This window comes from Kribbella italica (genome assembly GCF_014205135.1).
GTDB lineage: Bacteria > Actinomycetota > Actinomycetes > Propionibacteriales > Kribbellaceae > Kribbella > Kribbella italica.
Genome location: NZ_JACHMY010000001.1, coordinates 7,542,070 through 7,556,514, shown reverse-complemented (window position 1 = coordinate 7,556,514; position 14,445 = coordinate 7,542,070). Strand labels below are relative to the sequence as shown.

General features: G+C 69.4%; 17 protein-coding genes. 8 read left to right on the top strand and 9 right to left on the bottom strand.

The genetic code is table 11. The annotated features are described in order from the left end of the window. Positions 1 to 47 precede the first annotated feature (47 nt). The 6 genes from HDA39_RS35265 to HDA39_RS35240 form a co-directional block, all read right to left on the bottom strand. Positions 48 to 1,271, bottom strand: a complete 1,224-nt coding sequence (locus HDA39_RS35265; RefSeq protein WP_184802673.1) for a choice-of-anchor P family protein — start codon at positions 1,269 to 1,271, stop codon at positions 48 to 50. 218 nt (positions 1,272 to 1,489) lie between these two features. Then, complete coding sequence (locus HDA39_RS35260) at positions 1,490 to 1,786, bottom strand: DUF1416 domain-containing protein (RefSeq protein ID WP_184802671.1); 297 nt, start codon at positions 1,784 to 1,786, stop codon at positions 1,490 to 1,492. A 1-nt stretch (position 1,787) separates the two neighbouring features. Then, positions 1,788 to 2,636: a sulfurtransferase gene (locus HDA39_RS35255; RefSeq protein ID WP_184802669.1), complete on the bottom strand. Its 849-nt coding sequence runs from the start codon at positions 2,634 to 2,636 to the stop codon at positions 1,788 to 1,790. Continuing rightward, on the bottom strand, positions 2,633 to 3,142 hold the full coding sequence (locus tag HDA39_RS35250; protein ID WP_184802667.1) for a DUF4395 domain-containing protein: 510 nt from the start codon (positions 3,140 to 3,142) through the stop codon (positions 2,633 to 2,635). Before HDA39_RS35250 ends, HDA39_RS35255 begins: the two co-directional genes overlap by 4 nt. Before the next feature lie 314 nt (positions 3,143 to 3,456). After that, positions 3,457 to 3,903, bottom strand: a complete 447-nt coding sequence (locus HDA39_RS35245) for a thioredoxin domain-containing protein (RefSeq protein WP_184802665.1) — start codon at positions 3,901 to 3,903, stop codon at positions 3,457 to 3,459. Positions 3,904 to 3,949: 46 nt separating this feature from the next. Beyond that, positions 3,950 to 4,378, bottom strand: a complete 429-nt coding sequence (locus HDA39_RS35240; protein WP_184802663.1) for an HIT family protein — start codon at positions 4,376 to 4,378, stop codon at positions 3,950 to 3,952. Positions 4,379 to 4,438: 60 nt separating this feature from the next. Between HDA39_RS35240 and arfB the strand changes: the two genes are divergently transcribed. From arfB to HDA39_RS35220, 4 genes are read left to right on the top strand one after another with little or no spacing between them, the layout of a single operon-like run. After that, complete coding sequence (gene arfB / locus HDA39_RS35235; RefSeq protein ID WP_184802661.1) at positions 4,439 to 4,864, top strand: alternative ribosome rescue aminoacyl-tRNA hydrolase ArfB; 426 nt, start codon at positions 4,439 to 4,441, stop codon at positions 4,862 to 4,864. 36 nt (positions 4,865 to 4,900) lie between these two features. Beyond that, entirely contained in the window at positions 4,901 to 5,515 is a 615-nt protein-coding gene (locus HDA39_RS35230; RefSeq protein WP_337926036.1) for a hypothetical protein, read from the top strand. Continuing rightward, the gene (locus tag HDA39_RS35225; RefSeq protein WP_184802659.1) at positions 5,512 to 6,090 is read left to right on the top strand and encodes a hypothetical protein; all 579 of its coding nucleotides are present in this window, start codon (positions 5,512 to 5,514) and stop codon (positions 6,088 to 6,090) included. Before HDA39_RS35230 ends, HDA39_RS35225 begins: the two co-directional genes overlap by 4 nt. Next, positions 6,087 to 6,692 carry a hypothetical protein gene (locus HDA39_RS35220; protein ID WP_184802657.1) on the top strand — a complete coding sequence of 202 codons (606 nt, stop codon included), beginning with the start codon at positions 6,087 to 6,089 and terminating at the stop codon, positions 6,690 to 6,692. The genes HDA39_RS35225 and HDA39_RS35220 overlap by 4 nt, the downstream gene beginning before the upstream one ends. Here HDA39_RS35220 and HDA39_RS35215 read toward each other — a convergent pair. Next, positions 6,646 to 8,028: a hypothetical protein gene (locus HDA39_RS35215; protein WP_337926035.1), complete on the bottom strand. Its 1,383-nt coding sequence runs from the start codon at positions 8,026 to 8,028 to the stop codon at positions 6,646 to 6,648. The two genes, HDA39_RS35220 and HDA39_RS35215, sit on opposite strands and share 47 nt — an antisense overlap. A gap of 82 nt (positions 8,029 to 8,110) precedes the next feature. Here HDA39_RS35215 and HDA39_RS35210 point away from each other — a divergent pair, with 82 nt between their 5' ends. Further along, complete coding sequence (locus HDA39_RS35210; RefSeq protein ID WP_337926034.1) at positions 8,111 to 8,977, top strand: class I SAM-dependent methyltransferase; 867 nt, start codon at positions 8,111 to 8,113, stop codon at positions 8,975 to 8,977. Positions 8,978 to 9,402: 425 nt separating this feature from the next. Here HDA39_RS35210 and HDA39_RS35205 read toward each other — a convergent pair whose 3' ends face one another. After that, a complete protein-coding gene (locus tag HDA39_RS35205; protein WP_184802655.1) occupies positions 9,403 to 9,642 on the bottom strand; it encodes a MoaD/ThiS family protein in 240 nt (79 codons plus the stop codon). A 162-nt stretch (positions 9,643 to 9,804) separates the two neighbouring features. Between HDA39_RS35205 and HDA39_RS35200 the strand changes: the two genes are divergently transcribed. Beyond that, positions 9,805 to 10,518 (top strand): winged helix-turn-helix domain-containing protein, encoded by a 714-nt coding sequence (locus HDA39_RS35200; RefSeq protein WP_184802652.1) that lies wholly within the window; start codon positions 9,805 to 9,807, stop codon positions 10,516 to 10,518. A gap of 499 nt (positions 10,519 to 11,017) precedes the next feature. Then, positions 11,018 to 11,326, top strand: a complete 309-nt coding sequence (locus tag HDA39_RS35195) for a hypothetical protein (protein ID WP_184802650.1) — start codon at positions 11,018 to 11,020, stop codon at positions 11,324 to 11,326. Positions 11,327 to 11,483: 157 nt separating this feature from the next. Here the strand turns inward: HDA39_RS35195 and HDA39_RS35190 are convergent, their stop codons facing one another. Continuing rightward, the gene (locus tag HDA39_RS35190) at positions 11,484 to 13,256 is read right to left on the bottom strand and encodes a bifunctional metallophosphatase/5'-nucleotidase (RefSeq protein ID WP_184802648.1); all 1,773 of its coding nucleotides are present in this window, start codon (positions 13,254 to 13,256) and stop codon (positions 11,484 to 11,486) included. A 117-nt stretch (positions 13,257 to 13,373) separates the two neighbouring features. Here HDA39_RS35190 and mshD point away from each other — a divergent pair, with 117 nt between their 5' ends. After that, the gene (gene mshD / locus HDA39_RS35185) at positions 13,374 to 14,282 is read left to right on the top strand and encodes a mycothiol synthase (protein ID WP_184802646.1); all 909 of its coding nucleotides are present in this window, start codon (positions 13,374 to 13,376) and stop codon (positions 14,280 to 14,282) included. Positions 14,283 to 14,445: the final 163 nt, after the last annotated feature.

Genomic DNA, 14,445 nt, shown 5'->3' with positions numbered 1-14,445 from the left:
TCTGGATCGGTGAGGTTCGACTCAGTCAGGGAGGGTGTGTGGCTGGATCAGCCGATCACACCGGCGGCCGAGTGGCCCACGACAACCTTGGTGTTCAGGCTGTAGACGTCGATCACCAGGGCGTTGACGGAGATGTAGCGGCTCTGACGCAGGACCTGGTTGAAGGTCAGCTTGGCGATGCCGGGGATCTCCAGCTCGGCGTTCTCACCGGTCTTGACCGGGTAGACCTTGTTGCCGACCTTGATCGAGGCGATGGTCGAGCGCGAGTTCAGACCGACCTTGCCGTCCTTGGTCTTCCACGCGGACGCCGAGGACTCGATGGCGCCGATGGAGAGGTTCGCGACCTTGATGCCCGCGACGTGCGAGCTGAAGTCGACGTACGACTTGTTCGGGCCGATGTCGCCCCGCTTGGTGGTGAACGCGGCGCCGACGTAGGCGACCTTCGGGATGTTCACCTCGCCGACCGCGACGCGGTCGGTGCGCCCGCCAGTGCCCTGGCAGGTGGCCTGGTAGGACGTCGGGCCGGACTTGACCAGCTTGTCGACGTTCGCCTTGGTGGCGTACGCGTCACCGATGACCAGCGCGGTGGCCGGCTTGGTGACCTCGGCGCGGGTCTTGAGGACCGCGACGTCGACACCTTCGGGGATGTAGCGGTTGCGAACGGTCGCGTGCAGCACGACGGCCTGCGCGTACGAGTAGATGCCGGCGTCGGTCTTCACGCCGCCGACGCGGTTCAGCACGATGTAGCCCAGGCCCGGAACGGCGACCTTGGTGTTCGGCTTGGCCTTGAGCAGCGACCGGACCGACACGGAGCCGATCCGCACGTCGGCGAAGGTGGTGCTGCCGGTGTAGTACGTGACGCCGTTCTTGATCCACGCGGTGGTCGTGGTCTTGGCGCCCTTCAGGTGCAGCAGCGAGCCGACGCGGATGTCGGCCGCGGTGGCGGTCGAGGTCACGCCGTTGCCGCGCTTCTCCGCGAAGGCGAAGGTGTCCGTGGTGACCGTCTTGGCGATGGTCTGGTCGTTGACGTTCGCGGTCGCCAGGTCGTTGCGCGACTTGCGGGTCGCGTCGGTGGTGCAGCTGATCTCGGACTTGACCTGCGGGCCGCTGGCAACGATGCCGCCCTGCACGTCGGTGCCGATCGAGTAGCCGTTGTAGCCGTAGACCGGCGAGGCGTTCGCCGAGCCCGAAGTGAGCGCGATCGTCGAAGCTACGCCGACTACCGCCGCAACGCCCACGGCAGCGAGCTTCTTGTTGATGCGGGGTCTCATGACCCCTCCTCCCTGAGTGATGACGTGACCCCAACTGGGGGCCAGGACACAGACACAACTCAGTCGGTCGCAGTAGGTAACGAGCAGCCGCAGGTCCGTGACCAAACCGTAACCAAGTGACAGGAAAGCCAAGAAACCAAAACAAAAGACTTTGGAAAAAGTGAGGGGCCCGGGCGCGCAAGGCCCGGGCCCCTCAGGGTCGATCAATGGACAGAGCGTCAGACCGCGACGGCCACCTCGGCCACCTCGCCGTACTGCGCGACGACCTGGCGGTCGACCGGCTCGGCCTTCGGCGCCAGCGTCCGCAGCGTCCAGCTGCCCGGCGCCGCGAAGAACCGGAAGTGCCCGGTCGCGGACGTCGGCACCTCGGCGGTGAACTCGCCGGAGGAGTCCAGCAGCCGCACGTACGCACCGCCGACCGGGTCCTCGCCGCGCAGGACCTGGCCCTGGATCACGGCTTCCTTGTCGATGTCGACGCCCTTGAGGTCAAGGCCGCCCTTCTTGGCTCCGCACATGTCAGGCCTTCCCGGGCTCGTCGCCGAGCGCCACCGGTACGCCGACCAGCGAACCCCACTCGGTCCACGAACCGTCGTAGTTCTTGACGTTCTCCTGGCCGAGGATCTCGTGCAGCACGAACCAGCTGTGCGCCGAGCGCTCGCCGATCCGGCAGTACGCGATGGTGTCCTTGCCGAAGTCGACACCGGCCTCGGAGTACAGCTTCTGCAGCTCGTCGTCGGAGCGGAAGGTGCCGTCGTCGTTGGCCGCCTTGCTCCACGGGATGCTGGCCGCGGTCGGGATGTGCCCGGCGCGCTGGGCCTGCTCCTGCGGGAGGTGGGCCGGGGCGAGCAGCCGGCCGGCGTACTCGTCGGGGCTGCGCACGTCGACCAGGTTCTTCACGCCGATGGCCTGCTCGACCTCGTCGCGGAAGGCGCGGATCTCCAGGTTCGGCTCCTTGGCGGCGTACTCGGTCGCGTCGCGCTTGACGACCTCGTCGGTCAGCTCGCGGCTGTCCAGCTCCCAGCGCTTGCGGCCGCCGTCGAGCAGGCGGACGTCACCGTGGCCGTAGAGCTTGAAGTACCAGTACGCGTAGGCCGCGAACCAGTTGTTGTTGCCGCCGTACAGCACGACGGTGTCGTCGTTCTTCACGCCCCGCTCGGACAGCAGCGCGGAGAACTGCTCCTGGTTGACGAAGTCGCGGCGGACCTGGTCCTGGAGGTCGGTCTTCCAGTCCAGCTTGATCGCACCGGCGATGTGACCGGCGTCGTACGCCGAGACGTCCTCGTCGACCTCGACCAGCACGATGTTCTCGTCGGACTTGTGCTCCTCGACCCAGTCGGCCGAGACGAGAGCGGATTCCCTGCTCATGTGTGCTGCCTCTCAGTTGGTAACAGCGAAGTGTCACGGTTTGGCGTACGAATGCGTTGGATCAGCAGATAGGCCTCGCACCCGAGGCACAGCCCGACCGCCGCGTTCACGAACGCGGCGACCAGGGCGAATCCGGTGGCGACGACGCCGAGCACCTCGGCGCCGCTGAAGTAACCGATCAGGCCGAGCACGGCGAAGACCAGCCCGACCAGTTGCGCGAACCGCGGCGGGGCCGCGTCCTCCAGCTCCTTCGGCGGGCTGAACAAATACCTTCCCCGCCCCACCACCCCGGTCTGGGGCCGGGGCCGGACCAGCCGCTTGAACAGCTGTCCGTACGGCGACGCCTGGACGCCGAACGCGACCGCGATCGCGAACACGACCGCCTGGACGGCCAGCGGCCAGGGGTTGTTCAGGATCAGCGTGAGCGCCAGAACGACCGTCGTCAGCGCCGCCGCGAACCGGAGTCCGCGCGGGTCGACCTGGGGGGTGACCGCTTGCTGGGACATACGAACTCCTCGACAAGGAGCTGGAACGAGACTTGCCCGCCCGACGACTTGCGGGAGGCGGCGTACATCCGGACCGTGCTCAGCTGCCGGTTCCGGAGCGCTCGGGACGCCGCCTGGTCAGGGGCGTCGACACAGGGACGAGCGCATGCGGCAGTTGTCCACTGCCCTGCGCTTGGTCAGCCATGTCGTGTAAGCCACGTGTCGAGAGTACGGAAACGCCGGGGACCCGCCAGTCGTGGTCCCATTTCCTGAGACAACTGATCGCGATGTGGGATCAGTGAATCGGTTCAGCGGTCATCGTGAGCCTGGCGGCATCAGCGGGCGTGGTCGACGGCTACGCCGAGGGCGGCGATCACGTCGGCCTTGCGGGGCGCGCCGCTCGCGCGGGTCACGGTACCGCCGGTGGCGTCCAGGACCAGGACGGTCGGCGTCCGGAGGATGTTCAGCCGGCGGACCAGTTCAAGGTTGGACTCGGCGTCGATCTCGACGTGCCGGACGCCGTCGACCATGCCTTCCACCTCGGCGAGCACCCGCCGGGTCGCCCGGCACGGCGCGCAGAACGCCGAGGAGAACTGCAGCAGCGTCGCCCGCTCCCCCAGCTCGACGCCGAGGTCGTCAGCCGTCAGCTGGTCGCCGTTCTCCACCGCTCGCCTCTCCGCCGCGCGCGAGGCGCGGAAGCGTCCGTCGTACCAGGTCTTGAGCACGCTCAGCAGCACCCCGGCGACAACCGCGGCGACCAGCACGACAGCACCTGCACTCACACCAATCGAGAGTACGCCGCTGCACTTTCGGCCCCACGCCCTCGTTTCACCCCTTGGACACGAGCGCCGCCGCCAGCAGCGCCCTGGGATCGCCGGCCGGCTGATGCGTGGACCGACCCGTTGGCCACGGCAAGGTGTCGTCGCCGTCGCCGGGAAATCTCGGTACGACGTGGAAGTGCAGGTGATCGATGCTCCGGCCGGAGTCGGGGCCGGAGGCGTTGAGCACGCAGACGCCCGAGGCGCCGAGCGCGTCGACCATCGCGCGGGCGACCTGGCGTACGAGCTCGGTCGTCGCCGCCAGGTCGTCCGGACCGACGTCGAGGACGCCGAGGTCGCAGTGACGACGCGGTACGACGAGGGTGTGGCCCGCGGCGATCTCCGAGCCGGGCAGAGGTGCGAAGGCAACGGCGGTCTGCTCCTTCGCGACCCACTGGGCGGAATCGGCGGCGATCAGGTCGCAGAAGACGCAGTCCATGGGGAGCAGTCTGGCGGTAATGCGCGGGCTCGACCCGGGGTTTTCGGGTTGAATGGGGGCGTGGACGGAGGGCTGACGGTGCGCGCCGGGGTGGTGATCCCCGAGGCTGAGCTGGGGTGGCGGTTCTCGCGCTCGAGCGGGCCGGGCGGACAGTCGGTGAACACGGCCGACAGCCGGGTGGAGTTGATCTTCGACCTGGCGGCGACGTCGGCGCTGGGCGAGCCGTTGAAGAACCGTGCGCTCGAGCGGCTGGCGACCCGGCTCGTGGACGGCGTACTGACGATCACCGCGTCCGAGCACCGGTCCCAGTGGCGCAACCGGGAGGCGGCCCGGGCCCGGCTGGCGAGCCTGCTGCGGGACGCGATCGCGGCTCCGCCCCGGCAGCGGCGGGCGACGCGTCCGTCGAAGGGCTCGGTACGCCGCCGCCTGGACGAGAAGAAGCGCCGCGGCGAGACGAAACGGCTGCGCGGCCGGCCGTTCGACTGACCCCGCGACGGCCCTCGCCGTGGATACGCTTCGGCCGTGCAGGAAACGGGGAGCGGGGAACGGGAGGAACTGCCCGAGCTGAAGGACCTCAAGGTCCGGGGGCGGTCGGTCAGGACCTGGGTGATCGGCGCGGTCGTCGTACTGCTCGCGATCTCGGCCGCCTTCGGGGGCCTGGCGAAGGCCTCCGACGAGACCCCCAAGGTCGGCGCCGGGACCGCCGTCGACGCGGGCCAGTTCAGCGTCACCGTCCAGCGCGTGGTCGTCGTCAAGGATCTCAAACCGCTCTTCACCCCCGACGAGGGCGGCGTCCTGATCGGTGTCGTGCTCAAGCTCGAGCTGACCGACAAGACCGGCGTCGATCCGCCGTCCGACCTGATCCGGCTGCTCGACGTGAACGGTGTCAAGCCGACCGACCCGCCGATCGGCACCACCAACCTGCGCGACCAGACACCGGACCCGATCCTCACCCCGCACCACGCCGAGGACGTCGCGTACGTCTGGAAGTTGCCCAAGGCCACCGATCTCCCGCGCGAGGTCACCCTGAGCGTCCAGCACTACGAGTTCCGCGAGTCGGTCCTGGACCACCACGAGGGCTGGCGGGACGACACCATCGCCGCCGAGGTGACCTCACCGGTGAAGGACAACAGATGACCCGCCGCAAGCTCGTCGACACGGTCCTGGTCGCAGTCGTCCTGGTCGCGATCGTCGGCCTCTACCGGCTCACCCCGACCGAGAAGGACTTCCAGCAGCCGATCGCGGTCAAGGGCGTCACCGGCCAGGCCGTGCACACGCCGCGGTTCGACTTCACCGTCGAGAAGGTCCGGATCAGCAAGAAGCTCCGCGTCCCGCGGACGACACCGGACCGGGACACGCTGACCGACTTCGTCGTGATCGACGCGGTGGTCACCGCGAACCGTGAGCCGATCCACCTGCAGAAGATCGGCATCCGGGCCAGTGACGGTACGACGTACGCGGTCGCGAACCGCAGTGAGCTGGACCGCAGTGACCTGACCGGCTTCCAGTTCGCGCCGGGGATCCCGGTGCGCGGCCCACTGGTGGTCGAGATGCCGGCCGATCAGTTGCCGGGCGCAACTTTGCTGGTGCTGGAGAAAGAGATCTTCACCGATCTGGAGCCGCAGGCGACGATCGCGCTGGAGATCTCGAAGGACCAGCTCGACGGCCTGCGTGAGGACGTCGCCATCCTGAACCCGGCGGTGGAGCGATGACCGCCCGGCGCGCGCGCCCGGGCTGGCTCCGGCGCAACACGATCGCCCTCGCGTCGCTCGTTCTCACGATCCCGTTGCTCGGCTGGTGGTCGGTGCGCAGCGACTACGACTCCTGGTACGACGGCGAGCCGCGCGACGCGGTCGAGGTCGCGGCCGGCGGTACGTCGTACCAGGACGCGACCTGGTTCGCGGCGAGTGTCGAGACCGACCCGTCTCCCAGGGCAGGGCGGACCGGCACACCCCTGCCCGACGGCACGACGCGGATCCGCGTCTACTTCCGGCTGCAGGTCGACGACGTCGCCAAGCTGGAGAAGCTCGGCGGCTGCCTGGTCCACCTGCGCGCGAACGACGGCCGGACCTGGGACGAGTCGATCCTGGACGACGAGTTCCAGGACCGCCCGACCGGCTGCACCGGCGGCTCCGACGAGAAGCCGCAGAGCTGGCGGGATCCGCGGCTCGCGCCGTACTTCCTGAAGCCGAAGGCCGGCAAGCCCTACGAGACGGTCGCGGTGTTCGTCGTACCGACTGCTGTCGCTGCCGAGGTCCGGCCGACGATCACGTGGGCGACCCGGCTTCCGCAGTACCTGGCATTCCCGAGGTAGCGGCAGTCAGGTCGGTGACGCCGTGGTCCTCGCCGCCGGCTGGGTGCAGCGGACGGGTCCGCGGTTTGAGGTAGCCGGCCAGGCCGCCGACCATCCGGTCGTACGCCGCGGCCAGCAACGCGATCTGCAGCATGATCTTCAGCGCCTCGACCGCCAGCCCGATCGGCTCGTCGATGACCTTCCAGAACTGCAGCGACTGCGGGCCGATGACGTAGTCGCGCAGCAGGATCCAGACCGCGCCGGCGGCGTACGTGACGACCGCCCAGGCCAGGAAGTAGCCGAGCATCGGCCGGATCCCCGAGCGCGCGACCAGGCGGAACGCGTCCCGCACCGGCCGCCAGCGGTCGCGCCAGTCGGACACCATCGAGTTGCCGGCCACCTGGACCAGCCGCGGCGTCCGCTGCCAGCGGTTGCTGATCCGGTCGAAGCGCCAGCGCAGCTGCTCCACCCGCGCGGCCTTCGGCATCGCCCGGCCGTAGATCACCGCGGTCATCGTGATCCACATCAGCGGCAGCACCGCCGCGCTCCACAGATCACCGATGCCCGCGGCAACAAAACCGGTGACGGCGTCCCAGATCTCCCGGATCCGCTCGACGCCGAGCACGTGGTCGAGCACCCAGCCGTACGCGTCCTGGCCCCACTCCCACAGCCGCCGCTCCTCCAGCCAGCCCTTGGGCGACGGCAGGTACGCCGAGGCCTGGTACGCGACGACGAAGATCCAGAGCGCCTCGAGATAGGTGACGAACAGCTTGCGCACCGGCCCGCTCTTGCGCTTGTTCTTGAACGCCAGCCGCAGCAGGTACGCCGCGACGCCGAGCCCGATGAACAGCCAGGTCGACAACGCCTGCAACCCGGTCGGCGCCTGCGTGACCGTCCCACCGCTGAACGCGGTGGCGGCGTCGTCCATCAGGTTGTGCACGGCCAGCTGGTACTCGTAGTTCAGCGCCTCGGCCTGCAGGAACTTGTACGCCGCGTAGAAGGCCAGGAACGGCAGCAACGCCGACGCCAGCGCGTCGACCGCCCCCGCCTCCTTGCCCGGCTCGACGCCGTCCGGTGCGAGCACCCCCTCGGACACGGCCCGCCGGTGGTACGGCAGCTCACGGCGCAGCACCAGGAACATCGCGACGTACATCGCCAGCGAGATCACCACCAGCAACGCCAGCACGGCGATCCCCGCCGCCTGAGCCTGCGCCCCGGCCCGCACCGCAACCCACAACACCCCGCGATGCAGCAGCTCGGCGACCAGGAAGACGGCCAGCAGCCGAGGCCAAGCCCGCCCGAACAACCCCGCCGCCCGGCCCACCGTAGTGAGCAGGGTCCCCGTGTCCTGTGCCACAACCGCGCAATCTACCGGCCAGGGAGGCCTTCCCTACCGTAATCGGGTAGCCGCGGGACGTTTCGGTTGGCACGATCAGCCGGTGAACGAACGCGCCTTGAGCTTCGGATCCGTCGCAGCCACCTACGAGCGCTACCGGCCTGGGTATCCACCTGAGCTGGTGAACGCGGTGCTGGAGTACGCAGCGACGCCGGGCGCGGGCCTGGGCTCGCTTGAGGCCGGCTCCGGCTCGGTCGGCGCAGTCCTGGGCTCGCTGGACGCCGGCGCGCTCGACGCCGGCCCCGGCTCCCGCCGTACGCCGGTCCGAACGGCGCTGGAGATCGGTGCCGGGACCGGCAAGGCCACCCGCGCGTTCACCGCCCGCGGCATCGCGGTCACCGCGACCGATCCCGACCCCGCGATGCTCGCCGAGCTCCGCCGCCAACTCCCAGCAGCGTCCAGCTACCAGAGCGCCTTCGAAGACCTGCCCCTCGGCACGACGTACGACCTGGTCTTCGCAGCCGCCGCCCTGCACTGGACCAACCCCACCGCCCGCTGGGAGCGAGTCTCAGCACTCCTGAACCCGCAGGGCGTCTTCGCCTCCTTCGGCGGCTCCCTCGACCTGGCCGACCCGGACGTGGCGCAAGCAGTCCGCACCATCACCCTCCGCTACCTCGAGACCGACAACATCCCGTCCCCCGACGGCACCCCCGAAGACAGCCCGATGCAATGGCCCGGCACCGAACTCCTCCGCTCCCCACTCTTCACCGACATCCGCCAGTCGACCATCGACCGCCGAGTCACCATGCCCGGCCACGAGTACGTCGCCCACCTGTCCACCATCTCGGCGTACCTGCAACTCCCCGAGCCCACACGCCTCCAGGCCCTCACCGAAGTCCTCCAGATCCTCCCCCTAGAGGTAACGATGAACGCCGACCTAACCCTCCACCTGGCCAGGCGCACCACGTAGCCCACGCCGACCACCAACCTCACCCCTGACCCGCCCGCCCAAGCCGCCCCAGTCACTCACAGGCCCCAAGCACCCCCACCCGCCCAAGCCGACCCAGCCACTCACAGGCCCCAAGCACCCCCACCCGCCCAAGCCGACCCAGCCACTCACAGGCCCCGAGCACCTCCACCCGCGCACCCCGCACCCCGCCACCGGCCCCCAGCCCCCACACCCACCAGGCACGCCCGCACCCCACACTCTTGTCACCCGGCCGCCGCGGCCTCAGCCCACGCCGAGCTCCCCGGCCGCATCGCAGGCAACCTCCACCACAGCGGCGTACCGGAAAATCAGCCGCCGGCCGACCAGCAGGGCAAGCGACTCCAGCCACCGGCGCACCCCGCCGCGGCCATCGGCTCAACCGGCCATCGGCTCAGCCGGCCATCGACTCAGCCCCCGGCGAACGGCGGCAGCGCGTCAACCAAAGCACCGTCCTCGAGCGCCGCAGTGAGCTCCACGCGCTCGCCATCGACCAGGAACGTGCAGATGCCGAGCACCCGCGCCAGCTCCGGGCGGTCGGCCGAGACCGTGCCCACGAGCTCCTTGACCGAGTCGGCCCGCGCCGTCGCGGTCGACTCCCCGGCCGCGGCGCGCGCGGCGGCGAAGTATCTGATCGTCACTTCCGGCATGTGGGAGACGCCTCACTCATCGAAGGGTTCCTGGAGTATTATGTCAGCTTGCTGTTCCACACCAGTGTGTCTCGGGCCCCCGGCAATGACGCCGTTGGGGCCTGACGTGCTTCAGGACCGGATCGCTCACCCGCGCTCCGCCGACCCGCACAAGGAGACAGCGTGAGCACGTTGTTGCTGCTGACGAACGCGCTGCAGGCCTCCACCGAGGTCCTGCCCTCTCTCGCCCTGCTCCCGCACCAGATCAGGATCCTTCCCTCCGAGGTCGCGGCGCTGGTGGACGCACCCGACGCCGACGCGGTCCTGCTCGACGCCCGTCGTGACCTGGTCACGGTCCGCGGTGTGGCACGGCTGATCCGGACCACCGGCATCGACGTACCGCTGTTCCTGGTCGTCACCGAAGGCGGCCTGACCGCGGTGAACGCCGACTGGGGTGCCGACGACGTCCTGCTCGACACGGCCGGCCCCGCCGAGATCGAGGCCCGGCTGCGCCTCGTCATCGGCCGCCTGGCCGCGGCCCGCAACGAGGACCCCGAAACGACGCTGATCCGCAGCGGTGACGTCGTCATCGACGAGGCGTCGTACACGGCGAAGCTGAACGGGCGCGCGCTCGACCTCACGTACAAGGAGTTCGAGCTCTTCAAGTTCCTGGCCCAGCACCCCGGCCGCGTCTTCACCCGCGAGCAGCTGCTCCAGGAGGTCTGGGGCTACGACTACTTCGGCGGCACCCGCACGGTCGACGTCCACGTCCGCCGCCTCCGCGCCAAACTCGGCCCCGAGCACGAGTCCCTGATCGGCACCGTCCGCAACGTCGGCTACCGCTTCGTCATCCCACCCACCACCAAAGACCGCGAACCCGCCGACTCCAGAGCCTGAGCCCTCGCTGCCTGCCTAGCAGGCTAAGCCGGACTCCCTCGGCTCTCGGCCGCTGCCACCAGCTCCCGCCCTCAGCGGCACCCGTACCACCGCCTGTCGCCTCCCCGGCTCCTGGCACCCTCGGCTCGCAACTGTCGCTTGGCTCCGCCCAATCGGCACCGGGCTACGGTTCTCCGACGCCCGACTCCCGACTCCCGCCGTACGACTCCCGCCGCCCGACTCCCGGCTCCCGCCGCCCCGCCGCCCCGCCGCCCGGCACTCGAGCTCTTCTCCGGCCGCCGCGGCCTCAGCCCCTGCGGCGTGACCGGCCGGGCCAGGCCTCCCGCACCACAGCCGTCCGATCAACCTCAAAAACCACAGCAGCCCCACCAGCCCCACGGCACCTACTTCCCACCCCAGCAACGGATCTGGCCCCGACCGCCTGCACAAGTTCAGGCTTGGACCGGCGTGTAGCCAGGGTGCTACCTTGCGTATTCGGTCTGTTCACGAAAGGTGACCGATGGCGCACGCTCCGACTTCGCACCGCCGCGGTGGTGGTGCTCACGCAACGCATCGCAGCGATCCGTCCGACGGACCGATCCAGACGACCACCTGGCTCGGCCTGACCTTCGCCCTGGCTCTCGGCCTGCTGCTCAGCAGCCGCGAGCACGTCGGCGTCCACGCGGCAGGGATCACCCTGCTGGTGATGCTGGTCCCCCTCACCCTCGCCGTCTTCGCCACCGGTGTCCGCCGCGGCATCGGCTCCGGCCGCGCCGCCATCGCAACGGGCGTCGCCCTGGCCTTCGTCGTCCTCAAGTTCGTCCTCTGACCCGAGCCCTGTACGCCGTCACTCGGGACAGGGCCGGGTAGCCACCACCACGCCGTACGCCAACGCCCAGGAACACACCCGCCCGGATCACCTTCGCCAGAAGGCGACCCGGGCGGCCGTCGTACCGGGCCTCACTCAGCAGCAGGCCCGGTCATCGTCAGGAAATGCTGATCCGGTCCGTCGGGCCGGGGGTGTACGGGTCGTGCGCGGCCAGGTACGCCGCGAACGCGTCGATGTCGAGCCCGCCGAAGAACTTGTTCGTCGCCGTGGTGAACGCCGGGAACCCGTCGCCACCGTCGGAGAGGAAGTTGTTCGTCACGATCCGGTACGACGTACCGTCCACGATCGGCTGACCGGCGATCTTCACCGTCGCAGCGTCCACCTTCGCGCCCGGCGTACCGGCCGGCTTGTAGGTGTAGGTGATCCCGGCGACCTGCAGCACCTTGTTCGCGGCCTGGTTCGCCCCCGAGAACTGCTGCTCCAGCAGCGCCTTGATCTGCGTCCCGGTCATGTCCATCGAGACCAGGTAGTTGTTGAACGGCTGCACTGTGAACGCCTGCCCGAACGACACCGCGCCACCGGTCGAGGCCAGGTCGGCCCGGATCCCGCCCGGGTTCATGAACGCGACCACCGGCGTCTTGCCGCCGGTCACCGTCGAGGGATCGGCCAGCTGCGCGTCCGCGATCAGGTTGCCCAGCGGGGACTCCTGCGAGTCGTCCGGCGTACGGACCACCGACGGCGTCGTGATGTGCCCGATCACCTTGGACTCGATCGGCGCGACCAGGCCCTGGTACTTGGTGATCAGCTTGGTCAGGTCACGGTTCTTCGGCACGTCCTGGGTGACGATCAGGTTGTTGGCCAGCGTGTTCAGCCGGTCGACGTCCTTGGTCGCGTTGTTGATGCTGAGCCGCACCTGGGTGACGACCTTGCCGAACGACGACGCGCTGGTGACGAGCCGCGGCTTGCCGGCCGGGTCGTTGATCGAGCAGTTGTACGCCGTGTGGGTGTGGCCGGAGATGACCGCGTCGATCGCCGGGTCGAGGCTCTTGGCGATGTCGGTGACCGGGCCGGAGATCCCCGGGCAGCTGTTGAACGCGCGCGGGTCGCTCGGGAACCCGCCCTCGTGCAGCAGCACGACGATCGACTCGATGCCCTGCCTGCGCAGCTTCGGGACCAGCGCGTTCGCGGTCTCGACCTCGTCGGTGAACGTCAGCCCCTCGACACCGGACTTGGTGACGATGTCCGGGGTGGCCTCGAGCGTCATACCGATGAAGGCGACCTTCTGGCCGTTCTTGAACTTCTTCACCGTGTACGGGTCGAGCAGCGTCTGCCGGGTGTTCTCGAAGAACACGTTGGCCGACAGGTAGTCGAAGTCGGCGCCCTTGAACTTGGCCTTCTTGTCCGGGCAGGAGTTCTGGTTGTTCTGCCCGTCGCCGTCGTTCAGGCAGCCGCCGGTCTGCATCCGGAGCAGCTCGTGCCAGCCCTCGTCGAACTCGTGGTTGCCGACCGAGGCGGCGTCCAGGCCCATCTCGTTCATCGCCTCGATGGTCGGCTCGTCGTGGAACGCGGCCGACAGCAGCGGGGACGCGCCGATCAGGTCACCCGCGGCGACCGTGACGCTCTCCTGGCCCTGCGCCTTCGCCGCGGCGCGCAGGTTCTCCAGGTGGGTGGCCAGGTACTCCGCGCCGCCGGCCGGAGTCCCGTTGACGTTGCCGCCGGAGCTCGTCGCCGGGTTGGGCGCGAGGTTGCCGTGGAAGTCGTTCAGCGCCAGCAGGTTGATCTGGGTGTGCGTCGGCTTCGGTTTGGCCGGCGCAGCCTGGGTCACGGTTCCCCCCGTGGCCAAGCCGAGTGCCACCGCGGCACCGGCAGCCAGCAGGGCAACCGCCCGCGGACCCCTGAACCACGTCTTGTCCCGTCCTGTGAAGGCCATGTCTACTCCGTTGTAGTTTCGGTCCGCAGTGGATGCGGTGCCGCGAAATTACCCGACACGGAGTGGACCGTCCAAGGACCTGGCGATGAACTGGGTAGGACCTTTTACGGTATTCACGTGACCCTCGACGCAGTTCCCTCACCGTTGCCCTCGGCCACCGCGGCCGCCGTCACCGAACTCGCTCGCCTGGCCGCGCAGAGCGACGACGTCAATCCGCTGTCCGAACAGACGCTGCTCCACCTCGACGGCGAGCATCACGGCGACCTGCACGTCCTCGCGTACGCCGGCGAGCCCGGCACCCTGGACGTCGCCGGCCTGGCCACCACCCCCGGCGACCTGGTCGGCTACGCCGCCCTCGGCCCCGACGGATCCGCCGAACTCGTCGTCGCCCCGGCGGCCCGCCGCCAAGGAACCGGTACGGCGCTGCTGCGCACCCTGATCGACCACGGCGGCGACAAGCTCCGCGTCTGGGCCCACGGCCGCCTCCCCGGCGCCGACGAACTGGCCGCGCTGTTCGACCTGAAGGTCACGCGCGAGCTGTACTTCTTACGCCGTACGAGCGCGCCTCTGCCCGAGATCACCTGGCCGGACAACGTCGACGTACGCGCGTTCGTCCCCGGCCAGGACGACGCCGCCTGGCTGAAGGTCAACGCCGCCGCCTTCGCCTCCCACCCCGAACAAGGCGCCTGGACCCAAGCCGACCTCACGGACCGCTTCCACCAGGACTGGTTCGACCCCGAGGGCTTCTTCCTCGCCGTCGACCGCACCACCGGCGAGGTCGCCGGCTTCCACTGGACCAAGATCGAGCACAACGAGGGCGAGGTGTACGTCGTCGGCGTCTCCCCCACCCACCAGGGCTCCGGCCTCGGCAAGGCCCTCACCCTCCAGGGCCTCCACCACCTCCAGGAAACCCGGTCCCTCGACGCCATCACCCTGTACGTCGACGGCACCAACACCCCAGCCCGCCGCCTGTACGAATCCCTCGGCTTCACCACGACCGCCCTGGACGTCCAGTACGCCCTGTGAACGGTGTCACACCGAAGTCATCCACTCACATCGCGTCATAAACCCGCCCCACCCCCGTCCCACCACCAACCAGGAGCCGTCCGAGCCTCTCACCCCCCAGCCGGGCGGCTCCTGGCCCCACCCGGTTTTCCACAGCTGCAGCTTTTGCCACCGCACCCGTCCC